The sequence below is a fragment of the Synechococcus sp. BO 8801 genome (assembly GCF_002252675.1).
Taxonomy (GTDB): Bacteria; Cyanobacteriota; Cyanobacteriia; order PCC-6307; family Cyanobiaceae; genus Cyanobium.
The window spans coordinates 242,414-266,761 of the sequence record NZ_NQKY01000002.1; the positions used below are offsets into that span (position 1 = coordinate 242,414).

A 24,348-nucleotide genomic window follows, 5' to 3' on the forward strand; every position below is an offset into this window, starting at 1 on the left:
GAAGGGGGAGGGCCATACTGCCGTGCGTTCCGATGGGCAGTGCCCCGCCGCCATGGCCCGATCCCTGCGCCGGATTGCCCTGATCGTGGGGGCGGCCACGGCCCTCAGCAAGGTGGCCGGCCTGCTGCGCCAGCAGGTGATCGCCGCCGCCTTCGGCGTGGGCGCGGCCTATGACGCCTACAACTACGCCTACGTGCTGCCAGGGTTCCTGCTGATCCTGCTCGGCGGCATCAACGGGCCCTTCCACAGCGCCATGGTGAGCGTGCTGGCCCGGCGGCCGCGCCATGAGGGCGCCCACGTGCTTGCCAGCATCAACACCCTGGTGGGGGCGGGGCTGATCGTCGTCACCCTGCTGCTGCTGGTGGCCGCCGATCCGCTCATCGACCTGGTGGGTCCCGGCCTCGACCCGGAACGCCACGCCCTGGCCGTGCTGCAGCTGCGCTGGATGGCGCCGATGGCCCTGTTCGCCGGCCTGATCGGCCTCGGCTTCGGGGCCCTCAACGCCGCCGACGTGTTCTGGCTGCCCTCGGTGAGTCCCCTGCTCTCCAGCGTCGCTGTCATCGGCGGCATCGGCCTGCTCTGGTGGCAGCTGGGCAGCACCATCACCCTGCCAGCCACGGCGGTGATCGGCGGCGTGGTGCTGGCCGCCAGCACCACGGTGGGGGCGATCCTGCAGTGGCTGATCCAGCTGCCGGCCCTGGCCAAGGAGGGCCTCAACCGGCTGCAGCTGGTCTGGGACTGGCGCGATCCGGGGGTGCGGGAGGTGCTGCAGGTGATGGGGCCGGCCACCCTCTCCTCCGGCATGCTCCAGATCAACGTCTTCGTGTCGCTGTTCTTCGCCTCGGGGATGCCGGCGGCGGCGGCGGGCCTGGGCTACGCCAACCTGCTGGTGCAGACGCCCCTGGGCCTGCTCTCCAATGTCCTGCTGGTGCCGCTGCTGCCCGTCTATGCCCGGCTGACGGCACCGGAGGACCGGCCCGAGCTGGTCACGCGCATCCGCCAGGGCCTGATGCTCTCCAACGCCACCATGCTGCCCCTGGGGGCACTGATGGTGGCCCTGGCCGTGCCGATCGTGGCCCTCATCTACCAGCGCGGCGCCTTCGATCACACCGCCGCCGACCTGGTGGGCCAGCTGCTGATGGCCTACGGGATCGGCATGCCGGCCTACCTGGGCCGCGACGTGCTGGTGCGCGTCTTCTATGCCCTCGGCGACGGCAACACCCCCTTCCGCTGGTCCCTGGGCGGCATCGGCCTCAACGCGGTGTTCTGCTGGGCCTTCACCGGCGGCCCCACCCCGGCCTGGGGCCTCCAGCTGCCGATGCTCAACGCCGGCGCCGCCGGCCTGGTGCTGGCCACCGTGGCGGTGAACCTGATCACCTGCTCCGGCCTGGTGCTGGCCCTCAGCCGCCGGCTGGGGGGCCTGCCCCTGCGGCTCTGGGCCGCCGACAGCGGCAAGCTGCTGCTGGCCGCCCTGGTCGGAGGGGGGGCCTGCTGGTGGCTGTCGCTGGCGGTGGCCTGGCCTCCGGGCCTGGTGGGGCTGCTGCTCCAGAACACGATCTGCGCCGGCCTGGCGGTGGGGCTCTACGGACTGCTGGCGAGCCTCGCCGGCGTACCCGAGGCGGGCCAGCTGCTGCGGATGGTGCGCCGCCGGGCCTAAGGGAGCCGCACCTGGCGCTCCTCTCTTACCTGCACGGGAATCTCCAGATGGGAGCGGCCGATCATCTGGGGGCCGTCGATCGAGAAGATGCGGGCCTCGATGCCGAAGTCCCGGAAGGCACTCTCCAGTTCCTGGATCAGGGCCTTCTCCACCTGGGCCTCCGCATCCACCACCTTGCCGATCAGACGCCCGCCGAGTCGGCCGATGCGCTGGCGGACCACGTCACGGGCATTGGTGACTTCGATGACCAGCACGACCAGCCTGCGTGGGGCGTCACCCTATCCGCAGAACGGCCGTCCGGCCGCAGGCTTCAGCAAAAGGGTTGCAGCACGTCTTCCAGATCACGCAGCTGGCCGGCGGGCACCAGCCGTGCCAGGGGCAGGCGCGTCGCCCCGCCGCCGATCGGCACCTGCACCGCCTCCAGGGCCTGGCGGGCGCAGACCTCGGCGCCCTGGTCGAGCCGGGCGGCGCATTCGATCGCCAGGATCTGGGCCAGGCCCGCATCGCCCAGGTAGAGGTGCCAGCCGGCCACCTGCACGTACAGCCGGTCGGCGATCGCCCGGGTCAGTTCCTCGAGATCGGCGGCGGCAAGCGTCATGGCTGGGGCTCGGGGCGTTGCAGCACCACCACGCTGCCATGGACCAGCAGCACGGCGGCCCAGCCGATCGTCAGCCAGCCCAGGTGGGCCCAGGGGTGGCGCAGGCCCTGGACGAACCAGAGGCCGCTGTTGACGGCGGCGAACAGGGCGGCATGGAGCGTGAGGTTCACGATCCGCTCGAAGTGCCGATAGGTGGGATCGTCGGGATCGGCGGGGCCGTACCAGCGGATCGGCATGGGGGGAAGACCGCCGCAGGCGGTGGTTGGGCTCTGCTGCGGACCCTATCGGGCCGGGGGCGGCGGGGGCGTTGTTGACGGATCGGCACCCCGTGGGGTGAGAATGTCGGGGCAGGCGCTTGTAGCTCAGCGGATTAGAGCATCTGACTACGGATCAGAGGGTCGGGAGTTCGAATCTCTCCAGGCGCGTTCCTTCCCACACCGCCCTTCGGGGCGGTTTTTTTATGGCTGTCACGGGGATGCAGGGGCCTGCACGCCCGAGGCCGGTCAGGCCTGCGGCGTTTGCCTACGATCGGTTTCACACTGAGTAGCCCCATGGCGGACCGAGCGGATCACGGCCCCACGCAGCCTGCAGCCTCCATCGACAGCCCCCTGGCCAGCGGCGATCCGGCCATCGCTGCCCTGATCGAGAAGGAGCTGCGGCGCCAGCAGACCCACCTCGAGCTGATCGCCAGCGAGAACTTCGCCTCCCGGGCGGTGATGGAGGCCCAGGGCTCGGTGCTCACCAACAAGTACGCCGAGGGCCTGCCCCACAAGCGCTACTACGGCGGCTGCGAGCACGTCGACATCATCGAGGACCTGGCCATCGCGCGGGCCAAGCAGCTGTTCGGCGCGGCCTGGGCCAACGTCCAGCCCCACAGCGGCGCCCAGGCCAACTTCGCCGTGTTCCTGGCGCTGCTGCAGCCCGGCGACACGATCCTGGGCATGGATCTCTCCCACGGCGGCCACCTCACCCACGGCTCGCCGGTGAACGTGTCCGGCAAGTGGTTCAAGGCCGTCCACTACGGCGTCGACCCCGAGACCCACCAGCTCAACTTCGACACCATCCGCCAGCTCGCCCTTGAGCACCGGCCCAAGCTGATCATCTGCGGCTACTCCGCCTACCCCCGCACGATCGACTTCGCCGCCTTCCGGGCCATCGCCGACGAGGTGGGGGCCTACCTGCTGGCCGACATGGCCCACATCGCCGGCCTGGTGGCCTCCGGCGTGCACCCCAGCCCGGTGCCCCACTGCCACGTGGTCACCACCACCACCCACAAGACCCTGCGGGGCCCCCGCGGTGGCCTGATCCTCTGCAACGACGAGACCTTCGGCCGCCAGTTCGACAAGGCCGTCTTCCCCGGCTCCCAGGGTGGGCCGCTCGAGCACGTGATCGCCGCCAAGGCCGTGGCCTTCGGCGAAGCGCTGCAGCCCAGCTTCCGCACGTACAGCCAGCAGGTGGTGCGCAATGCCCAGGCCCTGGCCGAGCGGATCCAGGAGCGGGGCATCGCCGTCGTCTCCGGCGGCACCGACAACCACCTGGTGCTGCTCGACCTGCGCTCCATCGGCCTGACCGGCAAGGTGGCCGACCGCCTGGTGAGCGACGTCAACATCACCGCCAACAAGAACACGGTGCCCTTCGATCCGGAGTCGCCGTTCGTGACCAGCGGCCTGCGCCTGGGCAGCGCTGCCCTCACCACCCGCGGCTTCGATGCCGAGGCCTTTCGTGAGGTGGCCGATGTGATCGCCGACCGCCTGCTGCACCCGGACGATGCCGCCGTCGAGCTCCGCTGCCGTGAGCGGGTGGCCTCCCTCTGCGGCCGCTTCCCCCTCTATGGACGCCAACGTGAGCTCCAGCACGCCTGACGGCCCCGTTCACCCGTAACGTGTCGCCTACAGGACCGCACTCTTCCGGCCCGCCGTTGTGACCCTCGCCTACAGCCCCAACGCGGCGGCCCTGCTCACGGCCACTGCGGCGGCCCTGCTCACGGCGCTGATCGTGCCTGTGGTGCGGAGGCTCGGTCTGCGCTGGGGGCTGGTGGACCCGCCCGATGACCGCAAGCAGCACACCGGCCCCATGGTGCGGCTCGGGGGGGTGGGCATCGTTGTGGGATTCAGCCTCTCGCTGGCCTGCACCTGGACCTTCGGCGGCTTCGCCGACCTGCCGCCGGACAAGGACCAGCTGATCTGGACCACCCTGGCGGGGGCCCTCTGCTTCTTCGTGATCGGCCTGGCGGACGACCTGTTCGCCCTGCCGCCCCTGCCCCGCCTCTGCGGCCAGGTGCTCGTGGCCGCGGCGGTTTGGAACCAGGGGGTGCGCATCGGCAGCATCGACCTGCCCTTCGGCCTGGGGCATTCCGTCGCCGGGCTGCCGCTGCCGGAGGGGCTGAGCCTGCTGGCCACGGTGGTCTGGCTGGTGGGGATCACCAACGCGATCAACTGGCTCGATGGCCTCGACGGGCTGGCGGCGGGGGTGAGCGGCATCGCCGCCGTGGGGCTGCTCTCGGTGAGCTTCAGCCTCAGCCAGCCCGCCGCCGGCCTGCTGGCGGCGGCCCTGGCCGGCAGCTGCCTGGGCTTCCTGCGCCACAACTTCAACCCGGCCCGCATCTTCATGGGCGACGGGGGTTCCTATTTCCTCGGCTTCGCCCTGGCGGCGATCAGCATCGTCGGCCCGGCCAAGCGCCTCACCAGCGTCAGCCTGCTGTTGCCGCTGATGATCCTGTCCCTGCCCCTGGCTGACATGTCGGCGGTGATCATGGGCCGCCTCCGGGCCGGCCGCTCGCCCTTCTACCCGGATCGCCGCCACCTGCACCACCGCCTGCTGCGGGCCGGCTTCAGCCACCGCCGCACCGTGGTGCTGATCTACGCCTTCACCCAGTGGCTGGCCTCCATCGCCCTGGTGCTGGCCAATGCCGAGATGCGCTTCCTCTGGCTGGCGCTGGCCACGGCGGTGCTGATCGCCGTGCTGGTGGTCTGCCGCCGCCAGATGCAGGAGGAGGCCAAGTGAGCGGCCCCCCCGGCGCCGCCGGGGTGGAGGTGCTCTGCATCGGCACCGAGCTGCTGCTGGGCAACATCGTCAACGGCAATGCCCGCTGGCTGGCCGAACAGCTGGCCGCCCTCGGGGTGGTGCATCACCGCCAGCAGGTGGTGGGCGACAACCGGGAGCGGCTGATCGAGGCGGTGCGGCAGGCGGCGGGCCGCTGCCGGGTGCTGGTCACCACCGGCGGCCTGGGGCCCACCCCCGACGACCTCACCACCGAGGCGATCGCGGCGGCCTTCGGCGCCGACCTGGTGGAACACGGCGAGATCTGGGCGGCGATCCAGGCCCGGATCACGGCCCGGGGCCGCACCGTCGCCCCCTCCAACCGCAAGCAGGCCCTGCTGCCCCGGGGGGCCGCCGTGCTGCCCAACCCCACCGGCACGGCCCCCGGGATGATCTGGACCCCGGTGCCGGGGTTCACCGTGCTCACCTTCCCTGGCGTTCCCAGCGAGCTGCGGGCCATGTGGGAGGCCACCGCGGCCCCCTGGCTGCGGGAGGCGGGCCTGGCGGGCGGGGTGTTCGCCAGCCGCATGCTGCGCTTCTGGGGGGTGCCCGAGTCCGATCTGGCCGAGCGGGTGCACGACCTGCTGGCCCTGGAGAACCCCACCGTGGCGCCCTACGCCGGCGCCGGCGAGGTGAAGCTGCGGGTCACGGCCCGGGCCGGCGACGCGGCCGCCGCCGCCGCCCTGCTGGCCCCGGTGGAGGCGGAACTGCGTCGCCGCACCGGCACCAGTTGCTTCGGCGCCGACGGCGACAGCCTGGCCTCGGTGGTGCTGGCGGCCCTGCGCCGCCGGGGCGAGACCCTCGCGGTGGCCGAGTCGTGCACCGGCGGCGGCCTCGGGGCCGCCCTGGTGGCGGTGCCGGGGGCGTCGGAGGTGTTCCTCGGTGGCGTGATCGCCTATGCCAACGCCGTCAAGCAGGCGGTGCTGGGGGTGCCGGCGGCGGTGCTCGAGCGCCATGGGGCGGTGAGCGATCCGGTGGCCGAGGCGATGGCGGAGGGGGTGCGGCGTCTCACGGGGGCCACCTGGGCCCTGGCGGTCACGGGCATCGCCGGACCCGGTGGCGGCACGGCCGAGAAGCCGGTGGGGCTGGTGCACATCGCCGTGGCCGGGCCCGATGGCTGCCGCAGCGAGGCGGTGCGCTTCGGCAGCGGCCGCGAGCGTGGCTGGATCCAGACGCTGACGGTGGGGGAAAGCCTGAACCGTCTGCGGTTACAGCTGAACATTGGGACGATCTGAGCCGGCCTGATCGGAACATCTGCTGCCGCGGCCGCCATCGATCACGAATCCTGAGGCATGGACTTTTCCCCCCGACCTGGCCCTTTTCCCCCGAAAGCAGGGGCGTTTTCCACAGGTGGCGGCGGTCGGCCCGAGCTGCCGGAGGGGTCCTGGCTCGGCGCTGCGGGAAAGGCCTCTCCCCCTTGACCACGCCGCCCGGCGGGTACCGCAGCAGCGGCCACCCCCGGGCGGCGGCCGGGAAGCCGCCCTGCGCCGGGATTCTCAGCGGCGGTCCCTTGGGACCGGCCCGGTGGGGGTCGCTTTGACGCGGGGGGCGGCCCCATGGCCTGATGGGGGGGACCGACGACCAGCGCCGTATGAGCCAGATTCCCGACCACGCTCCCCGCACCGTGAGCATCGAGAACCAGATGCCGGAGGACCTGTTCGAGGCGATGCGGGAGTTCATCCGGGTGCACCCCCAGTGGGACCAGTACCGCCTGATGCAGGCCGCGCTGGCCGGTTTCCTGGTCCAGCACGGCAGCCACGACCGCGCCGTGGCCCGCCATTACCTCAACGGCCTGTTCCGCCGCGAGCCCGCACCGGTGGAACACCCTCCTTCTAGGGTGGTTTCTGACCGTCTCGATCCTTCCTCTTGAGCGCCGGCACCCTCTACGACAAGGTCTGGGAGCTGCACCGCGTCGCCGATCTCCCGGGCGGAGCCACCCAGCTGTTCATCGGGCTGCACCTGATCCACGAGGTCACCAGCCCCCAGGCCTTCGCCGCCCTCGACGATCTGGGCCTGTCGGTGCGCCACCCCGAACGCACGGTCGCCACGGTCGACCACATCGTTCCCACCACCTCCCAGGCCCGGCCCTTCGCCGACCCCCTGGCCGAGGAGATGCTCGCCACCCTGGAGGCCAACTGCGCCCGGCACGGCATCACCCTCCATGGCCTCGGCAGCGGCCGCCAGGGGATCGTGCACGTGATCGCCCCGGAGCTGGGGCTCACCCAGCCCGGCATGACCGTGGCCTGCGGCGATTCCCACACCTCCACCCACGGCGCCTTCGGTGCCATCGCCTTCGGCATCGGCACCAGCCAGGTGCGCGATGTGCTCGCCAGCCAGAGCCTGGCGATGGGCAAGCTGAAGGTGCGCCGGATCCGGGTGGAGGGGACCCTGCAGAGCGGCGTCTACGCCAAGGATCTGGTGCTGCACGTGATCCGCACCCTGGGGGTGAAGGGCGGCGTCGGCTACGCCTACGAGTTCGCCGGGCCGGCGATCGAGGCCCTCTCGATGGAGGAGCGGATGACGCTCTGCAACATGGCCATCGAGGGCGGGGCGCGCTGCGGCTACGTCAACCCCGACGCCATCACCTTCGCCTATCTGAAGGGGCGGCCCCATGCCCCCGCCGGCGAGGCCTGGGAGCGGGCCGTCGCCTGGTGGAGCGCCCTCGCCTCCGGTCCCGACGCCGTCTTCGACGACGAGGTGGTGTTCGACGCGGCCACGATCGCGCCCACCGTCACCTGGGGCATCACCCCGGGGCAGGCCATCGGCGTCGATGAGGCCGTGCCCACCCTCGAGCAGACCGACAGCGACGAGCGGCCGATCGCCGAGGAGGCCTACCGCTACATGGATCTGCGCCCCGGGGTGCCGATCGAAGGGTTGCCGGTGGATGTCTGCTTCATCGGCAGCTGCACCAATGGCCGCCTCAGCGACCTGCGGGCCGCCGCCGCCGTGGCCCGCGGCCGCCAGGTGGCGGCGGGCATCAAGGCCTTCGTGGTGCCGGGCAGTGAGCAGGTGGCGGCCGCAGCCGAGGCCGAGGGCCTCGATGCGGTGTTCCGCGAGGCCGGCTTCGAATGGCGCGAGCCGGGCTGTTCGATGTGCCTGGCCATGAACCCCGACCGGCTCGAGGGGCGCCAGATCAGCGCCAGTTCCAGCAACCGCAACTTCAAGGGGCGCCAGGGTTCCGCCTCCGGCCGCACCCTGCTGATGAGCCCGGCCATGGTGGCCGCGGCGGCGGTGAGCGGACACGTGGCCGACGTGCGCCGCCTGATCGCCACCCCGTCCTCCCCCGAGCCCGCCCCCACCCCCGCATGAGCGCCACCCCCTTCCCGGCCGGACCGATCCAGCACTGCCAGGGCCGCGCCGTCGTCGTGCCCGGCGACGACATCGACACCGACCGGATCATCCCGGCCCGCTATCTCAAGTGCGTCACCTTTGACGGGCTGGCGGAGGGTGTCTTCGCCGATGACCGCCGCGAGCGGGCCGGCGACCACCCCTTCGACCGGGCCGGCAACCAGGGCGCCGCGATCCTCGTGGTCAACCGCAACTTCGGCTGCGGCTCCAGCCGGGAGCACGCCCCCCAGGCGCTGATGCGCTGGGGCATCCGGGCGGTGATCGGCGAGAGCTTCGCCGAGATCTTCTTCGGCAACTGCCTGGCCCTGGGGATCCCCTGCCTCAGCGCCGACCACGACACGGTGCTGGCCGTCCAGGCCGCCGTCGCCGCCCATCCCGGCGCCCTGCTGCAGCTCGATCTCGAGCCGCCCCAGGTGACGCTGCAGGCTGACGGCGAGGCTCTGGCGTGGCCCCTGGAGCTGGCGGCCGGCCCGCGCCGCATGCTGGTGAGCGGCGAGTGGAACGGCACGGCCCAGCTCGTGGCCCACGACGCCGAGCTGCGGGCCACCACCGGCCGGCTCCCGTATCTGGCCGGCTTCGCCACCGCCTAGAAGGGACCTAGAAGGGGCGCTGCAGGACCCCCTGGGTGGGGTGGTAAGGGATGAAGGGCGTTCCCGGCCCCTGGAAGTTGAAGTCGTTCAGCCGCACGCGGATGCCGCCCAGCCCGTCGTAGGGGCTGTAGTAGACGCCGATCTCGTAGGAGCGCCGCTGCCAGCGCAGCTCCAGGTAGGAGCCGGTGACATCGCCATAGAACCCGGAACTGGGATCGACGTTGAAGCCGATGCCGCCGCTGAAGACGAGAGGCCCAATGATCTGCTGGGAGAGGCCGATGCCGACCGTGCCCAGGTCGACGGCCCGGTCGAAGTTCAGCGGGCTCTGGCCCTGCCGCAGGGTGATGCCGCCGGTGACGGTCAGCTGGGTGTAGTCGAGGAAGGGCTTCTCGAAGCGTCCCAGGGTGAGGGTGGGCCCTCCGGAGAGGCCGATCGTGTTCTGGTTGGTGCCGTCACTGAAGTAGGCGGCCACCCCGAGCAGGTTGGCGTTGAAGCGCAGCCCCGGCACGATCGGCACCGGTGAATTGGCCAGGGAGACCACCGGCGGACTGGTGGTGGGCTTGCCGGTCCAGATCGGGTAGGAGAAGTTGAAGGAGCCGATGGCGTTGGCGCGCCACACATCAAGCAGGCCGGTGCCGGTGGTCGGGTTGGCCTGGAAGTTGCCCACCCCCATGCGCCAGTAGTAGCTGCGGCTCAACTTGCCCCAGCTGGGCAGGCTTCCCTGCTGTTCCAGCGAGACGCCGTAGGCGGAATAGACGTCCTGCTCGCCGAGGGAGCCGTTCCAGGTGCGGAAGCGGTAGGCCCCGAACAGCCGCATGGTGCTGAAGCCCAGCACGGGCACCTTCACCAGCCGGGAGAGGTCGCCGAAGCTGCGGGTGCCGTTGGCGAAGTTGTCGGGATTGAGGGTGGAGATGGAAAGGCGGGCATCGGCGTTGAACCCCAGCACCGGCCCGGTGAGACGGGCATCGAAGCCGAAGTAGTCGCCGGTCTTGGCCGGCTGCTCGAAGATGTTGGTGGAGCCGGCCGGCGATCCGGGCAGGGGGTAGGCGTCGGTGTTGCCGGTGTAGAGGCGCTGGACCATCACCTGCGGCTGCAGGTTGAGGAGCCCCTTCTCGCCGATCTTGATCGGGATGTTGTAGCCGAGGAAGAAGCCGTCCCGGTCCTCCCGGTCGTTGCCGATCACCAGGGGATTGCTCACCTCGTCCTGCTTCTGGATGCGGCGCTGGCGCGCCACCCGGATCGGCAGACGATCCTCCAGCCGCAGCGTGTTGCGGCGCGCCTTCACCAGGGTGTCGCCGTTGGGCAGCAGGGTGATGACGACCTTCTCCGAATCCATCCACGACTGGGCCGGCGTGAACGGGTCGTTGGTGAAGCCCACCCGATCACCGGAGAGGGTGTTGGGGGTGATCTTGAGGCGCCGGGCCTGGATGCGCCAGCGGCTCACGGTGCCCTTGATCAGCTCCTGGTTGCCTTCGGTGGTCTGGTCCTTGAGCTGTTCGGGGCGGGTGGTGCCGAAGTCGTTGGCCACTTCCGGTGTGGTGAACTCGCGCGGGAAGCCGAAGCGCCGCTCGGCCTTGAGGCTGCGCTCGAAGGTGACGTTCTCGACCCGCTGGGGGATCCGGCCGATGGCCTCGCGGCGCAGCCGCTCCTGATGCCGGGCATTGCGCCACACCCCACCCTTGTCCTCAGGGGGCTTGGCGGCTGGTGTCGGGGCCGGCTGGCCGCTGGTGCCGGTCCAGCCCGGCCCCATCGTCACCTGCTCGAGCTGCTGGGCCAGGCCATCGGGCTGCTCACTGGCCAGGGGCGGGGCGTCCGGGCAGCCCTGGGCGGGGGGCACCGGCAGCGGCTGGCTGGTGGGCCTGTCGGTGCCGAAGCGGTAGCGCAGGCCCACCAGATAGGCGTTGCTGCCCTCACTGACGCCGCTGAAGGTGCCGTAGGCCCCGGAGCGGTGGTGGATGCGGCCGACGGCCGACCAGCGGGGGGTGACCAGCGCCTCCACTTCGAAGGCCAGGTAGTTGAGCAGGCGCGCCGAGTTCTGACGGAAGGTCTGCTCGTAGTTGCTCTTGGCGGTGAGGACGCTCAGGCCCTCCACGAAGAAGACGTTGAGCCAGGGCCGCAGCCACAGGCGCAGACCGATGCCACCGGTGACCTCACCGAAGTTCTGGGCGGGGGTGTCGGAGAAGGGGACGAGCTGGTTGAAGCCGCCGCCCGGCTGGGCGCTGGCCCGGTGGCCGAGCAGGTTGGCATCGAACTCCAGCGACAGGGGCCCGGCCTGGAAGAGGCGGCGCTGCAGGCCGATGCCGCCCAGGTATTCGGGCCGGAAGCGGCCGCTGAAGGTGAAGGTGTCGCCGAATTCACCGGCGTACATCTGGCCGGCCCAGGTGGTGACGGCCCAGGGGTAGGGCTGCCACTGGGGCACGGCCGGATAGGTGGGCGTGCAGCTGATCGGCTCCGGTGGCGGCAGGGGCTGGGAGGCCTCCTGCTCGAGGTCGAAGTCCTCCTTGGTGGAGTCGAGATCGATGACGCCGTAGACGTCGTCGATCTCCCCCACCCCCTCCAGCAGGGCATAGCGGAGGCGGCTGCCCTGCAGATACTGCTGGCCGCGCTGGAAGCGCACGTTGCCCACCGCGAAGATGGTGCGGGTGCTGGCCTCGAACTCCAGCCGGTCGGCCAGCAGGCGGCCACCGGCGAGGCGGGCCATGACGCTGCCGCTGGCCACGAAGCGCTGCAGCTGGCCGTCGTAGCCCTGCTGGTTGGCGGTCAGCTCCAGCTCCAGGGGCATGGCGTCGCCCGCCGGGGCGGCGTCAAGACCGGCCACCGGCGCCGTCGTGGCGGCGGGGTCGGCCGGGAGCGGTTCCGGAACGGGCTGGGGGGTGACCGCCAGGGGGCGGCGACGGGGAGCCGGGGGCTGAACGCTGGGCGACGACTCCGCTGAGGGCTGGGCTCCGGCGGGGGGCTCGGCTCCGGCCTGGGCCCCGGCGGGCGTCGGGGGCTGGGGCTCGTCGTCGAAGGGATCCGGGGTGGAGGGGGCTGCCGGCGCCGCGGGCTGCGCCTGGGCGACCTGAAGCCTGGAGGGTGTCTCCGGCCGTGCCTGGACAGGTGCGGCCGTCAACGCCACAAAACCGGAGATGCCCAGCCACAGGCCCAGCCCAGGGGTCAGGCCTTCAGGGGCCTGGCGGCGTCCCGAGCGGGGGTGGAGCACCACAGGCAGCGGATGGGCAGCGAGAACGCGGCCGATCCTGCCATGGGAGTTCGGGGTCGACCCCCGCGGCGGTCCGGTTTCCGGACGGGTGGCGGGTGGGGCCGCCGCCGAAGGGGTCAGTCCTCCAGGTCCTTGCGGCTGGGGGAGCGGGTGGGATCGCTGGCCAGGAAGCCGAAGACGAAGATCCCGATGAAGAAGAAGACGACGGAGTAAACCGAGATCTTGAGAGCGAGCATGGTCTGTCCGGCGGGTGACAGGGAGTGACAGGCGCCGGTACGGGTCTCGATGACCCCTCGGCAGCCGCATCATCTTATGGGTGGTGGTTGGCCATCCAGGCTGTCCGATGCCGTTTGGCGGGGGCAACCGGCTCCGATTGAAACGTTTCGGTCACGTTCCCCATGCCCCGCCCCCTGGATCTCCAACCCCTCTGGCAGGCCGTCCAGCCAGGGGGCGGAAGCGGTCCGGCGCTGGAGGGGGACTGGGGCCGCCGCCACCGTCCCGACTGGGCGGCCCGGGGCCTGATCATCTGGCCGCGGGGCGGCCAGTGGTGCCATCTGCGCCTGGCCTGCCCGTGCCCGGAGGCCTGGGTCCCGCTGGCCGAGGGCGCCCGGGCGCGGCTGGCGCTGCGCTGGTGGGCCGACAGCGCCGAGCTCTGGGTGGATGGCGAGCGCATCCACAGCGGCGATCTGTTCGACACCGCCTGCCGCTGGCCCCTGCCCGAGCGCTGGTGGCGGGGGGAGGTGCTGGACCTGGAGCTGCGGCTGCGCAGCCCCCTGCACGACGACGGCGCCCTGATCAGCAGCCGCATCGAGCTGGAGCCCCTGGATCCGGCCGATCCCCTGGGCCTGCTGGCGGCCACCGCCGACGAGCTGCGGGAGCTGCGCCGCGAGCAGCGGCACGACGGGGCCCCGGGGGAGGGGGTGCTGCATGTGCTGGGCCATGCCCACCTCGATCTGGCCTGGCTGTGGCCGGTGGCCGACACCTGGCAGGCGGCGGAGCGCACCTTCACCTCCGCCCTCGATCTGATGGAGCGCTTCGAGACGCTCCACTTCGGCCATTCCACCCCGGCGCTCTATGCCTGGCTGGAGCGCCACCGTCCGGCCCTGTTCGAGCGGGTCCGCCGGGCCATGGGGGAGGGCCGCTTCGAGCCGCTCAACGGGCCGTGGGTGGAGAGCGACTGCGTGCTGCTCTCCACCACCTCGCTGCTGCGCCAGTTCCAGGAGGGCCAGGCCTACAGCCTGCGCAGCTTCCCGGAGTGGAGCCACCGGCTGGCCTGGCTGCCGGACAGCTTCGGCTTCGCCGCCGGTTTGCCGGCGCTGGCGGCCGCCACCGGGGTGCGCTGGTTCTGCACCCACAAGCTGGCCTGGAACGCCACCAACCCCTTCCCCCACCGGCTGTTCCGCTGGCGCAGCCGCTGCGGGGCCGAGGTGCTGGCCCTGATGACGGCGCCGATCGGCACCGACGGTGATCCGGTGGCGATGGAGCGCTACCGGTTGCAGTGGCAGCAGGCCAGCGGCTGCGCCGATGCCCTGTGGCTGCCCGGGGTCGGCGACCACGGCGGCGGGCCGACCGCGGAGATGCTGGAGCAGCTGGCGCTCTGGCAGGAGCAGCCCGTGGCCGCCGGCCAGCGCCACGGCACCCTGCGCGCCTACCTGGAGCCGCTGGAGTCACTGGCGGAGCAGCTGCCGGTGTGGCGCGACGAGCTCTACCTGGAGCTGCACCGAGGCTGCCCCACCAGCCGGCCCGACCAGAAGCGCCACAACCGCACCCTGGAGCGGCTGCTGCGGGAGGCGGATCTGGCCGCGGCGCTCTTCGGCAGGCCGGCGCCGGCCGCCACCGACGACTGGCGCACCCTGCTGTTCCAGCAGTTCCACGACATCCTGCCGGGCACGGCGATCCCGGAGGTGTTCGAGCAGGCCGAGCCCCAGTGGCGGGGCGCCCGCCGCCGGGCCGCCCGCCGCCGCGACCGGACCCTGCGGCTGGGGCTGGCGGCCGCGGGGCCCTGCGCTGCGGCGGCAACCGGCATCCGCCGGCAGCGGCGGCGATGCAGCGGCTGCTCCCGTGGCGGGGGCGGTGCGCCTGGAGCGGGTCGCCGGCGGGGGGCCGGAGCGCTGGCGGCTGGGAAATGGGCTGGTGTCGGCGCTGGTCGGCCCGGCGGGGGTGGAGCAGCTCTTCGATGGAAACGGCCGGCCCCAGCTGGCAGGGCCGCTGGCCTGGTGCCGCTGGCGCGACCGGGGCGAGTTCTGGGATGCCTGGGATCTGGCCGCCGACTACCGCGAGCACCCGCTGGAATGGAGCTGGGAGGGGGTGCCCCAGTGGCTGGAGACGGGGCCGCTCTGCGCCCGGTTCGTCTGGCGCGGCCGCTGCGGCGAGAGCCCGGTGCGCCTCGACGGCCGCCTGCTGGCGGGCAGTCCCTGGCTGGAGCTGGTGCTGGGCACCCAGTGGCGGCAGCGCCATGAGCTGCTGCGGCTGGAGATTCCCCTGGCCGATCCGGCCTGCCGCTGGGCGGCCGACACCGCCGGCGGGGTGATCGAACGGCCAGCCACGGCCCGCACCGCCCGGGAGCGGGCCCGCTGGGAGGTGAGCGCCATCAGCTGGATGGCAGCGGTGGGCCCGGGCCGCGGCGACGGGCTGGCGGTGCTGCTGGATGGCCCCCAGGGGGTGTCGGCGACGGAGGAGCGCCTGGGGGTGTCGCTGCTGCGGGCACCCACCTGGCCCGATCCCGGCGCCGACAACGGCTGGCAGCGGCAGCGACTGGCCCTGCTGCCCTGCCCCGGCGGCTGGCGGGCGGCCGCGGCGCCCCAGCAGGCCACCCGGCTGCGGGAGCCGCTCTGGTGCCGGCCGATGGCACCGGGCGCCGGCGCGGGCGCCGAAGCTGGGAATCAGGCCGAAACGCTGTTCCCATCCCTCGGCGAGGACCTCCAATTGGTGGCCCTGCGGCCCCTGCCGGCAGAGGACGGCGCGGAAGCCGACGGCTCCGTGCTGCTCAGCGTCCAGAACCTGGGGCCCTGCCGGCGGCGCTTCTCAGCCGGCCCGGACTGGAACGTGTTGGGCCGCTGCGATGCCCTGGGCCAGTCCCAGGCGGCCGAGCCGCTCGCACTGGGGCCGTGGCAGCTGGGCCACTGGCGGCTGGGGCGCGTGCCGGCGGTGAGCGCGGCGGCTCAGTCGTCGTGATCGTCGAAGGGATCGGTGAGGCCCTTGGACGGCGGGCCGAAGGCGGTGTAGACCCCGAAACCGGTGAGGGCCAGCAGCACGGCGAGCACCGCGAGGGCCACGGAGAGGGCGGGGGAGGTGCTGGCGGCGGGATCCATGGAGGGCATTCAGGCGGGGCAGGGGGCGCGGGGTGGCGAGGCTTCGGGCCTCGCGCTTCCGTCACAACTCTCGACAGCCCATCTCGGTGCGGCCGGCAAGACCCTTACAGTAAGCACCGCGATCCCGTGCCCGAGAGGTCCGAGCTGCCATGGCCCAACGCACCCGTCTGGGAAACCTGCTGCGCCCCCTGAATTCCGAGTACGGAAAGGTGGTGCCCGGCTGGGGTACCACCCCCGTGATGGGCGTGTTCATGCTGCTCTTCCTGGTGTTCCTGCTGGTGATCCTGCAGCTTTACAACAAGTCCCTGCTGCTCGAGGGCATCAACGTCAACTGGAACGGCGTCGGCTGATTCCTCTCGCCCCCTGTCCATGAACATCTTCGGCATCGGTCTGCCCGAGATGGCGGTGATCGCCGCCATCGGACTGCTGGTCTTCGGACCCAAGCGGCTGCCCGAGCTCGGCAAGACCCTGGGGCGCACCCTGCGCGGCTTCCAGTCGGCCTCGCAGGAGTTCGAGAAGGAGTTCCGCACGGCCGTGGGCACCGAGCAGCCGATCGACATCTCCGGTCCCCCTGCCGCCGTGCCGCCTGCGGCCGAACCCGCCGCGATCACGCCCGCTGCCGACCCGGCACCGCCGGTGGTGGTGGTCGAGGAGAGCGTCGCACCCTCCAACGGCCCCGCCAGCTGAGGACGGCCACCCGTTGGATCTGCAACTGCTGGTGGGCCTGGGCAATCCCGGCCCCCGCTACGCCGACACCCGCCACAACGTCGGCTTCATGGTGCTGGAGCGGCTGGCCCGCGCCGGTGGCGCCAGTTTCCGCAACCAGGGCCGCCTGCAAGGGCTGCTGGCCGAGGTCGGCCAGGGGGACAGGCGGCTGCGGCTGCTGATGCCCCAGACCTTCATGAACGACAGCGGCCGCTCGATCCGCGCCGCCCTCGACTGGTTCCGGCTCGAACCGGCCCAGATGCTGGTGCTGGTGGACGACATGGACCTGCCCCTGGGGCGCCTGCGGGTGCGGGCCGCGGGCGGCGCCGGCGGCCACAACGGCCTGCGCAGCACGATCGCCCACCTGGGGAGTGAGTCTTTCGCCCGGCTGCGCATCGGCATCGGCGCGCCGGGTGAGACCCCCGAGGAGCGCCGGGCCCGCACTGTGTCGCACGTGCTGGGCAAGTTCTCCGCCGCCGACCGGCCCGTGCTGGAGACGGTGCTGGAGGAGGTGGAGGCTGGCATCGACCTGATCCGGCGGCTGGGGCTGGAGAAGGCGGCCAACCGTTTGAACAGTTTTCGCGCCGATCCGCCGCCATCCTGAGAGCATCGACACCATCCCGTGAGCCGCCTTCCCGCCACCACCGCGCAGCTGCGGGTGCTGCGCCAGAGCTTCAGCCCCTGCCTGCTGGAGGGGGAGATCAGCGCCGGCGGCTTCCAGTGGCGCTTCCGCTGGGCGTTCGACCGGGGCGAACTGCAGGTGGAGCCGTCCCTGGGGCGCGCCCTGATCCAGGACGCCCTGCTGCGCTTCCTGCTCAAGGCCGACTACCAGCTCGAACCCGGCGGCGACTACGTGTTCACGGTGCGGGCGTCGTTCTGAGCAGCTCCCGCCCCAGCCGGCGCTCCAGCAGCAGCTGGGCCACCACGTCGTCGTAGTCGCGGGGGGGCTGGCGCAGGCCCAGGGGCAGGAGCCGCCGCCAGCCCCGGGCGGGGAACAGCTCCCAGTAGCGGCGCCGCGCCGCCAGGGTGGTGCCGCGCTCATCCACCAGCTCCACCGGCAGCAGGGGCTCCAGACGCCGCCGCCAGGGGCCGCTGCCGGTGCCGTCGCCGATCACCACGGCCGCCAGGGCCTGCTGGCGGTGCCACTGCTCCAGCCGCTCCCAGGCCGCCTCCGGGGGCAGCACCAGGGCTTCACGGATCTCGCGGCAGGCGGGATCGGTGAGCACCAGGCCGCACTTGCTGCGGCCGGGATCGAGGCCCGCCAAAGGGCCGGTGGTCATGGCGGCACCGCCACCGTCATGGCCGCCCCGGCCGGGTGGCTCCGGCTCCGTCCTTGCGGGGCCAGCGCAGCTCCACGCTGATCGGGTCGGGGGTGTCGGCGTTCTGGGTGGCCACGGCCTCGAGGTTGGCGGTGACGCCGGCGGGGCGCTCGCTGAGGTCGCGGGCCAGGGCGTTGATGCTGGCGGCATCGAACTGGAGGCCGTTGGCCAGGGTGCCCTGGCGCTGGACCTTGGCGAAGGCGGCGGCCAGCAGCAGGTTGAGGCGGCTGCGGACCGCTTCGGGGTCGCGCACGTCGGGCTCCAGGGAGGTGCGGGAGAGGACCTCCCCCTGCTCCACCACCTGGCGGTTGGGGCGCAGGTCGGGGAAGGCGAGCACCTGGGCCTCGCCCCGCAGCACGTTGGCGGCCGAGCGGATGCTGACCACCCAGGTGCCGGGGGTGGCGAGCAGCGATTCCAGCCGGGTGATGTCGCTGCGGGGCACCAGCAGGATCTGGCGGTTGGGGGGCTGGCCGGGCAGCAGCAGCTGGAAGGCGGCCCGGTTCGACTCCTGCAGCAGGGCATCGATCACCTGCTTGGCCTGGTCGGGGCGCTGCAGCTGCACCTTGGCGGTGGCCAGGGGCTGGCCGCTGGCGATCACCACGTCGCCGCGGCGCAGGGCGATGACGTTGGTCTCCAGGTCCTTGAGTTCCTTGGCGCCGGCGGCGATGCGCTGGCGGACGCTGGCCAGTTCGGCCTCGGTGCGGCGGATCTCGGCGTCCCGGCCCTGCACCTCCCGGCTGAGCCGGGCCCGCTCGGCCTCCAGCCGGGCGCGCTCGGCCTGCAGGGGCTGGAGCTCGCGGCGCAGGGTGTCGACGCGGCGCTCGGCGGCCACCAGCTGATCGCGGGCGCGGCGCTGGCTGGCCAGGGCCTGGTCCCGGCGGCGTTTGGCCGTGATCAGATCGAGGCGACTGCGCTCCAGTTCGCCGCGGGTGCGGGTCAGTTCCCCCTCGTTGCGCTTCAGGGCGGCGCGGCTGTCCCGCAGGCGGTCCTGGATCTGGTCGAGCTCGAAGAGCCCCACCCGCAGGCGCTCGCTCACCAGCAGCATCAGCCCCAGCGACACGGCACTGATCAGGCTGCCGGTGAGCACCGTGATCACCACGGCGGTCTTGCGGGGCCGCAGGTTGAACAGGCTGAGGCGCGCCTTGCCCACACGGCTGCCGAGCCGGTCCCCCAGGGTGGAGAGCACTCCGCCGAGCACCAGGAGCGCGAGGATCAGCAGCCAACCCGACACCTTCCGAGCCCCGGTTCCGCGATCCACCAAGTATCCATGCCGGTGGCCTCACGGCACCCGGCCGGGGCCAGCCGATCCGCTGAATCTCAGCTGAACCGCTTGGCCAGGGCGATGGGGTCGAAGACGGTGATCTTCTTGCGGTCGATCTGGACCAGGCCGTCGTTGCGCAGGTCGCCAAGGAGGCGGGTGATGGTGACGCGGGTGGAGCCGATCGCCTCGGCGATGGCCTGGTGGGAGAGGCGCAGGTCGATGGTGATCCCCTCGGCGCCGGGAACGCCGAAGTCGCGGCAGAGCACGAGCAGGAAGCTCACCAGCCGGGAGGACATGTCCCGGTGGGTGAGGGTCTCGATCATGGTCTCGGTCTGGAGGATGCGGGAGGAGAGGCCCTGGAGCAGCAGCAGGCCGACGCTGGCGTCCTGCTCGATGGCGCGCCGCACCGAGGTGGCCGGAGCCGTGACCATCTCCACCCGGGTGAAGGCGATGGCGTGATAGAAGCGGTCGGACCGTTGGCCGGTGAGCAGGGAGAGCACCCCGAAGAGGCTGTTCTCGCGCAGCAGTGCCACGGTGATCTCCTCGCCCGACTCGTAGACGCGCGAGAGACGCACGGCACCGCGCCGCAGCAGGTAGACGCGCTCGGCCGGGTCGCCGGGGAAGAAGATCGTCTTGCCGCGCTCGATGGTCTCGACGCTGCTGCCGGCCAGGCCGCGGATCACGTCCAGCAGGGTGGTGGCCAGGGCGCCGGGGGCGCCCATGGGGGTCACGGAGCCGGGGGATCCGCTGGAAGGGCTGCTGGGGTAGCGGCTGAAGCCACGCGTAGCGCCGACCATCAAGGCGTGGCGATTGGTGATGAACCTATGGATCGGTCTGGCCGATCCATGTAGCCAATGACACTCTTTAGCCGGTCGTGGTGCCTGGCGCCACGGCCAGGGCCTGGCGCTGGGCCTCCTGCAGGTCCCGCAGGCCCGGTTCGGCCAGATCCAGCAGGGCGTCGAGGCGGGAGCGGGAAAAGGGGGCGCCCTCGGCGGTGCCCTGGATCTCCAGCAGCCGGCCCTGCTCGTCCATCACCACGTTGAGGTCAACCTCGGCGCGGGAATCCTCGGAGTAGTCCAGATCCAGCAGGGCCCGGCCATCCACCAGGCCCACCGACACGGCCGACACCTGCTGGCGCAGGGGCGAGGCGGCCAGCACGCCCTGGTGCTGGAGGCGCTCCAGGGCGGCGGCCAGGGCGATCCAGGCGCCGGTGATCGAGGCGGTGCGGGTGCCGGCGTCGGCCTGGAGCACGTCGCAGTCGACCAGCAGGGTGCGCTCGCCGAGGGCCTCCAGGTCGAGGGCGGCCCGCAGGCTGCGGCCGATGAGGCGCTGGATCTCCTGGGTGCGGCCGGAGAGCTTCATCAGCTCGCGGCCCTGGCGGCTGGGGGTGGAGGCCGGCAGCAGGCGGTATTCGGCGCTGAGCCAGCCGCTGCCGGAGCCCTTGCGCCAGCGGGGCACCTCGGTATCGAGGCAGACGCTGCAGAGCACCCGGGTGCGGCCGGCGGCGAAGAGCACCGAGCTGAGGGCGAAGCCCATCGGGTCCCAGTCGACGGCCACCGGGCGCAGGGCATCGGCGGCGCGGCCGTCGTTGCGGGGGGCGTCGGCGGGAGTGGTCACGCGGCCTTTGGCGGAGCCGGGCCAGCGTAGGTGGCGCCGGTGGTACGTCTGTTCCCAGCCACTACCGATGGTGTGCCGGGCTGGCGAGGGCCGCTACATTCGGGAGGTGAGCGGCCGGGGCGATCCGTCCGGACCTTTCACACCAACGCTTCCGTGGGGTGTCCATGACCGCCAGCCTCATCGACCCCGGCCACCCCCGGCGTACGGCCACCCCGGCGCGCACCGAGCCGCTGGCCCTGGTGCCGCCGCTAAGGCTGGTGAGCCAGCCGGAGGGGCTGCTGCAGATCCACACGGCGCCGTTCCGGGGCAGCTTCGCGGCGGTGTTCAGCCAGGCCCTGCGCAGCGCCGGGCTGGGCAGCCGGGTGCTGGTGAGCCAGTTCCTCAAGGGGGGCGTGGAGCAGGGGCCGGCGGGCAGCCTGACGCTGTGCGGCCGGCTGGAGTGGCTGCGCCCGGGCACGCCCCACTGCCTCGATGGGCCGCCGGGCTCCCAGGGCTCCGAGGGGGCCACGGCCGAGGAAGCGCTTGAGGCGGTGGCGGAGGTGTGGGAGGTGAGCCGCGAGCGGCTGCTCAAGGGCGACCTGGATCTGCTGGTGCTCGATGAGCTGGGCCTGGCGATCGCCCTGGGCTATCTGAGCGCCGAGGCGGTGATCGAGGCGCTTGAACAGCGGCCGGCCCATCTGGATGTCATCCTGACGGGCCCCTCGATGCCGGCCAGCCTGATGGCGATGGCCGATCAGGTCACCCAGTTGCGCCGCGGCGGCTGACGCCATGCTCAAGAACGACCACTGGATCAACGAACAGGCCGCGGCCGGAATGCTGGAGCCGTTCCAGCCGACGCTGGTGCGCCACCTGGATCCGGAGGGCCGCACCGGCCCGGTGCTGAGTTTCGGCTGCTCGTCGTACGGGTACGACCTGCGGCTGTCGCCGAAGGAGTTCCTGATCTTCCGCCACGTGCCGGGCACGGTGATGAACCCGAAGCGGTTCAACCCGGCGAACCTTGAGCCGGCGCCGATGCACAGTGACGAAGACGGCGACTACTTCATCCTGCCGGCCCATTCCTACGGACTGGGGGTGGCGCTGGAGAAGATGAAGGTGCCGTCGAACATCACGGTGATCTGCCTGGGCAAGAGCACCTATGCGCGGCTGGGAATCATCGTGAACACCACCCCGGCGGAAGCGGGCTGGGAGGGCCACCTGACGCTGGAGTTCAGCAATTCCTCCGGCGCCGACTGCCGCATCTACGCCGGCGAAGGCATCTGCCAGCTGCTGTTCTTCGAGGGCGACCCCTGCGCCACCACCTACAACGACCGCCAGGGCAAGTACCAGCACCAGCCCGAAAGGGTGACGCTGGCGAAGGTTTGAGGGGATGAACAGTTTGTTATCGGGTTTGTCTAAATCGGTTGGTTGGGGCGGAGCGCATGGGCAATTGGTTGTGGCGCGAGGGTTTTGTCGGACTTGCCTGGACTGGGGCGAGTGCTTATGCCGCTGCTGCCTCGGTATGCGGGTGGTTATCGGAACCGTCCAATAAAGAGTTAGACCTACAAAAGACATGTCGAAAGCAGTTAGCACATTCGCGACAGCGATCGAGGACTCAGAAAGCCTCCTAAAGCTGTTTGACCAAACGCAGAAGAACAATGCTGAATCGGCGGAGGTTCTTAAGCGTGCTGGGCTGATAATGGCGGTTACAGCATGGGAGACCTACGTTGAAGACCGTCTGAACGAGGCAGTCGAAGCCCGGTTGAAAGTTCTCAGTGGCAGCCCAGTTTGCAAATTTGTTAGCGGCAAACTTGCCGAAGAACTCAAGCGACTGAACAATCCGACAGCTGATAAGACTAAACGACTGTTCATCGATTTCTTGGATTTTGACGTAACCGCATGCTGGAAGTGGGCCAACTCCGATCCTGCCACTTCGAGAAAAGCCTTGGATAGCCTCTTATCCAAGCGCGGCGATGTTGTACACTGAGCGAAGCCGCAGAACGGTGGGCCACCCGCTCCACATCTGGTTAAGCGCGATGACCTAGAAAAGGCTATTCGTCTGATAAAGAATCTCGTTGACAGTACCGAAAGGTCTCTCCAAGAGAACTGAGGTATAACATCCTAATGCAGAAGACGGGAGCGGCGGTTGCCTATCATGCCGATTCGCCCCTGCCCGCTTCTGATCTGGAGCGTTAGGTGGAACCCAGAGAGACACGTGGCTTCTGCATCATCATCTCGGTCACTTCCATAGGCTTTCAGCCTTTGCATCATGAAAGTATTACGAGACAAAGCGCTTACAATGCAAAGCAATGGAAGCCTCAGGACGCATAAGCATCTACTGAGCCCATGAGAAACCCAGTTTAACCTAGCCCGAAGAGTCTCAGAGAAAGATGTCGACCCGAACTGACTGGCGCGATTCAAAAGTCATGAGCTCCCAAGAGCTTGTCAGAGAAGCTTGCTCATTACTTTCATCCTCGGGAGAGAGTGGCATCACATACCTAGACCACAATCTGTTCAGTGTCTACCTAGATATTCTCTGTGGACTCTTTCGGTTCAATGATGAGATCCCCTCTGAGGCTAGACAAGCTGCAATGACAAAGTGCATTCTGGGGATTGCGAGATCTGGACCCCAAAGCGATACCCAGTTGGCACGGCTACTACGGCAAGAAGAACAAGCCTATCTTCAAATAAATAAGACATCATACGTCCTGCTTTCGTCGGTATCGCTGAAGTATAGTCAACAGATCAATCGAATCTCAGCTCCAACGGCCACGTTTACGTTCTATCCAGCTCGGCCACGTTCATTTCGTCTTCCCGATGGTGGCAGTGTTCGCGTTAAGGATGCGACACCAAGTGGCTATTCGTACGTCAAGGTTCACGTCCAAGCAAGAGATCATTGGGGCGCTGCAGAGGTGGCGTTGCATTCCCTTGATCTGCTGAGAAGCTTCTGGAATCTATATTTCAATAGACGGATTGGCATAAGGGAGACTTGGATATCAGATGGAGGATGGACGCCAGTAAATGCAGTTCTCCCTGGCCCCATTCATACACTGCACACACAAGCTGGAACGCTCGCCCTCGATGGTGTTTGGTGGACTTCTTATATGCCCAAGGAGACTAAGCCCAAACCCATTGGCAGCGAGTACCCGGATCTTAAGAAGTTTGAGAGATTTGTACGAAATCAAATAAGCAAGTCACATTTTGGCGAGAAGATTGAAAGGTTTCTGATTCGATATGTTAGAGCTCTGGACTCATACGACTCAACGACTACGATGCTTAATCTATGGAGTACTCTTGAAGAGATTGCGGGAGTAAAGGGCGTGGGTGATTCGAACAGATTGATCAAAAGAGTGACCTTCTTGGACCATAAACCTAAGCAGGGCAGGCTCCTGCTTGAGTTTATTCGAGATCACAGAAACACGATTGCCCACGCCGGGGCGACGCCAGACGAGATTGAGCGTCTTATCTATATCCTAAAAATCTATGTTGAAGGGCTGCTCTGGTTCGTTATTCGCAATGCACAAAGGTATAACACCCATGAAGATCTTCTTGGAGTGCTTGATTTGTCTGTTGACCCAAATGAAATTCGTGCGGACATGGAAAGGCTAAATCAAGGTTTGCGCCTTCGGCTCCAAGCCTCCACATAGCACCGCCATGCACCAGAGCCGCCACCGAAGGGAATGCATCTACATCCCTGGTTCTGTGTGGCTTGGTGATGGCGAGCG

At 69.9% G+C, this 24,348-nt stretch carries 26 protein-coding genes, 1 tRNA gene and 1 pseudogene; 18 read left to right on the top strand and 10 right to left on the bottom strand.

Annotated elements, in window-relative coordinates:
* Positions 1–52 precede the first annotated feature (52 nt).
* Complete coding sequence (gene murJ / locus CJZ86_RS02675; protein WP_094584409.1) at positions 53–1,657, top strand: murein biosynthesis integral membrane protein MurJ; 1,605 nt, start codon at positions 53–55, stop codon at positions 1,655–1,657.
* Here murJ and CJZ86_RS02680 read toward each other — a convergent pair.
* Genes CJZ86_RS02680 through CJZ86_RS02690 form a run of 3 tightly spaced genes read right to left on the bottom strand, consistent with a single transcriptional unit; the run spans position 1,654 to position 2,491 of the window.
* Entirely contained in the window at positions 1,654–1,911 is a 258-nt protein-coding gene (locus CJZ86_RS02680) for a hypothetical protein (RefSeq protein ID WP_015109642.1), read from the bottom strand. The genes murJ and CJZ86_RS02680 overlap by 4 nt on opposite strands.
* 56 nt (positions 1,912–1,967) lie before the next feature.
* The gene (locus CJZ86_RS02685) at positions 1,968–2,255 is read right to left on the bottom strand and encodes a DUF3181 family protein (protein ID WP_015109641.1); all 288 of its coding nucleotides are present in this window, start codon (positions 2,253–2,255) and stop codon (positions 1,968–1,970) included.
* A complete protein-coding gene (locus tag CJZ86_RS02690; protein ID WP_094584410.1) occupies positions 2,252–2,491 on the bottom strand; it encodes a 2TM domain-containing protein in 240 nt (79 codons plus the stop codon). The genes CJZ86_RS02685 and CJZ86_RS02690 overlap by 4 nt, the downstream gene beginning before the upstream one ends.
* A 115-nt stretch (positions 2,492–2,606) precedes the next feature.
* Between CJZ86_RS02690 and CJZ86_RS02695 the strand changes: the two genes are divergently transcribed.
* The 7 genes from CJZ86_RS02695 (at position 2,607) to CJZ86_RS02725 (ending at position 9,232) form a co-directional block, all read left to right on the top strand.
* Positions 2,607–2,680, top strand: a tRNA-Arg gene (locus CJZ86_RS02695).
* A 126-nt stretch (positions 2,681–2,806) separates the two neighbouring features.
* Complete coding sequence (gene glyA / locus CJZ86_RS02700) at positions 2,807–4,117, top strand: serine hydroxymethyltransferase (RefSeq protein WP_094584411.1); 1,311 nt, start codon at positions 2,807–2,809, stop codon at positions 4,115–4,117.
* 58 nt (positions 4,118–4,175) lie between these two features.
* The gene (locus CJZ86_RS02705; RefSeq protein ID WP_094584412.1) at positions 4,176–5,258 is read left to right on the top strand and encodes an MraY family glycosyltransferase; all 1,083 of its coding nucleotides are present in this window, start codon (positions 4,176–4,178) and stop codon (positions 5,256–5,258) included.
* A complete protein-coding gene (locus CJZ86_RS02710; RefSeq protein ID WP_233133794.1) occupies positions 5,255–6,529 on the top strand; it encodes a competence/damage-inducible protein A in 1,275 nt (424 codons plus the stop codon). The genes CJZ86_RS02705 and CJZ86_RS02710 overlap by 4 nt, the downstream gene beginning before the upstream one ends.
* 356 nt (positions 6,530–6,885) lie before the next feature.
* Positions 6,886–7,164: a DUF2811 domain-containing protein gene (locus CJZ86_RS02715; protein ID WP_051017225.1), complete on the top strand. Its 279-nt coding sequence runs from the start codon at positions 6,886–6,888 to the stop codon at positions 7,162–7,164.
* A complete protein-coding gene (gene leuC, locus CJZ86_RS02720) occupies positions 7,161–8,603 on the top strand; it encodes a 3-isopropylmalate dehydratase large subunit (RefSeq protein WP_094584413.1) in 1,443 nt (480 codons plus the stop codon). The genes CJZ86_RS02715 and leuC overlap by 4 nt, the downstream gene beginning before the upstream one ends.
* A complete protein-coding gene (locus CJZ86_RS02725; RefSeq protein WP_094584414.1) occupies positions 8,600–9,232 on the top strand; it encodes a 3-isopropylmalate dehydratase small subunit in 633 nt (210 codons plus the stop codon). Before leuC ends, CJZ86_RS02725 begins: the two co-directional genes overlap by 4 nt.
* A 7-nt stretch (positions 9,233–9,239) precedes the next feature.
* Here CJZ86_RS02725 and CJZ86_RS02730 read toward each other — a convergent pair whose 3' ends face one another.
* Positions 9,240–12,434 (bottom strand): DUF3769 domain-containing protein, encoded by a 3,195-nt coding sequence (locus CJZ86_RS02730; RefSeq protein ID WP_233133795.1) that lies wholly within the window; start codon positions 12,432–12,434, stop codon positions 9,240–9,242.
* A gap of 116 nt (positions 12,435–12,550) precedes the next feature.
* Positions 12,551–12,670, bottom strand: coding sequence for a photosystem II reaction center protein I (locus CJZ86_RS02735; protein WP_015109632.1), 120 nt, complete (start codon positions 12,668–12,670; stop codon positions 12,551–12,553).
* 162 nt (positions 12,671–12,832) lie between these two features.
* On the opposite strand from CJZ86_RS02735, the pseudogene CJZ86_RS17675 reads away from it, so the two are divergent.
* Together CJZ86_RS17675 and CJZ86_RS17680 are read left to right on the top strand one after the other, a co-directional pair.
* A pseudogene (locus CJZ86_RS17675) lies at positions 12,833–14,335 on the top strand (glycoside hydrolase family 38 N-terminal domain-containing protein); the annotation flags it as partial.
* Positions 14,336–14,594: 259 nt separating this feature from the next.
* Complete coding sequence (locus CJZ86_RS17680) at positions 14,595–15,608, top strand: glycoside hydrolase family 38 C-terminal domain-containing protein (RefSeq protein WP_502690414.1); 1,014 nt, start codon at positions 14,595–14,597, stop codon at positions 15,606–15,608.
* On the opposite strand, the gene psbN is transcribed toward CJZ86_RS17680, so the two are convergent.
* Positions 15,596–15,745, bottom strand: coding sequence for a photosystem II reaction center protein PsbN (gene psbN / locus CJZ86_RS02745; protein WP_015109630.1), 150 nt, complete (start codon positions 15,743–15,745; stop codon positions 15,596–15,598). The two genes, CJZ86_RS17680 and psbN, sit on opposite strands and share 13 nt — an antisense overlap.
* 149 nt (positions 15,746–15,894) lie before the next feature.
* Here psbN and psbH point away from each other — a divergent pair, with 149 nt between their 5' ends.
* Genes psbH through CJZ86_RS02765 form a run of 4 tightly spaced genes read left to right on the top strand, consistent with a single transcriptional unit; the run spans position 15,895 to position 17,330 of the window.
* Positions 15,895–16,095, top strand: coding sequence for a photosystem II reaction center phosphoprotein PsbH (gene psbH / locus CJZ86_RS02750; RefSeq protein ID WP_015109629.1), 201 nt, complete (start codon positions 15,895–15,897; stop codon positions 16,093–16,095).
* A gap of 19 nt (positions 16,096–16,114) precedes the next feature.
* Positions 16,115–16,432: a TatA/E family twin arginine-targeting protein translocase gene (locus CJZ86_RS02755; RefSeq protein ID WP_094584416.1), complete on the top strand. Its 318-nt coding sequence runs from the start codon at positions 16,115–16,117 to the stop codon at positions 16,430–16,432.
* A gap of 13 nt (positions 16,433–16,445) precedes the next feature.
* Positions 16,446–17,054 carry an aminoacyl-tRNA hydrolase gene (gene pth, locus CJZ86_RS02760; RefSeq protein ID WP_094584417.1) on the top strand — a complete coding sequence of 203 codons (609 nt, stop codon included), beginning with the start codon at positions 16,446–16,448 and terminating at the stop codon, positions 17,052–17,054.
* Between the two features lie 18 nt (positions 17,055–17,072).
* Positions 17,073–17,330 (top strand): DUF3146 family protein, encoded by a 258-nt coding sequence (locus CJZ86_RS02765; RefSeq protein ID WP_015109626.1) that lies wholly within the window; start codon positions 17,073–17,075, stop codon positions 17,328–17,330.
* On the opposite strand, the gene CJZ86_RS02770 is transcribed toward CJZ86_RS02765, so the two are convergent.
* The 4 genes from CJZ86_RS02770 to rph form a co-directional block, all read right to left on the bottom strand.
* Positions 17,308–17,730 (bottom strand): RuvC family protein, encoded by a 423-nt coding sequence (locus CJZ86_RS02770; RefSeq protein WP_094584418.1) that lies wholly within the window; start codon positions 17,728–17,730, stop codon positions 17,308–17,310. The two genes, CJZ86_RS02765 and CJZ86_RS02770, sit on opposite strands and share 23 nt — an antisense overlap.
* Positions 17,731–17,746: 16 nt before the next feature.
* Positions 17,747–19,000: a DUF3084 family protein gene (locus tag CJZ86_RS02775; protein ID WP_094584419.1), complete on the bottom strand. Its 1,254-nt coding sequence runs from the start codon at positions 18,998–19,000 to the stop codon at positions 17,747–17,749.
* 86 nt (positions 19,001–19,086) lie between these two features.
* Positions 19,087–19,752, bottom strand: a complete 666-nt coding sequence (ntcA, locus tag CJZ86_RS02780) for a global nitrogen regulator NtcA (RefSeq protein WP_416233167.1) — start codon at positions 19,750–19,752, stop codon at positions 19,087–19,089.
* Positions 19,753–19,894: 142 nt separating this feature from the next.
* The gene (gene rph / locus CJZ86_RS02785) at positions 19,895–20,647 is read right to left on the bottom strand and encodes a ribonuclease PH (RefSeq protein ID WP_094584421.1); all 753 of its coding nucleotides are present in this window, start codon (positions 20,645–20,647) and stop codon (positions 19,895–19,897) included.
* A 164-nt stretch (positions 20,648–20,811) separates the two neighbouring features.
* Between rph and CJZ86_RS02790 the strand changes: the two genes are divergently transcribed.
* From CJZ86_RS02790 to CJZ86_RS16455, 4 genes are all read left to right on the top strand, one after another.
* On the top strand, positions 20,812–21,411 hold the full coding sequence (locus tag CJZ86_RS02790; RefSeq protein WP_094584422.1) for a cob(I)yrinic acid a,c-diamide adenosyltransferase: 600 nt from the start codon (positions 20,812–20,814) through the stop codon (positions 21,409–21,411).
* 4 nt (positions 21,412–21,415) lie between these two features.
* Positions 21,416–22,009 carry a dCTP deaminase gene (gene dcd / locus CJZ86_RS02795; protein WP_094584423.1) on the top strand — a complete coding sequence of 198 codons (594 nt, stop codon included), beginning with the start codon at positions 21,416–21,418 and terminating at the stop codon, positions 22,007–22,009.
* A gap of 187 nt (positions 22,010–22,196) precedes the next feature.
* Positions 22,197–22,610, top strand: a complete 414-nt coding sequence (locus CJZ86_RS02800; protein ID WP_198960056.1) for a HEPN domain-containing protein — start codon at positions 22,197–22,199, stop codon at positions 22,608–22,610.
* A gap of 439 nt (positions 22,611–23,049) precedes the next feature.
* Positions 23,050–24,270: a hypothetical protein gene (locus tag CJZ86_RS16455; RefSeq protein ID WP_143594020.1), complete on the top strand. Its 1,221-nt coding sequence runs from the start codon at positions 23,050–23,052 to the stop codon at positions 24,268–24,270.
* Positions 24,271–24,348 lie beyond the last annotated feature (78 nt).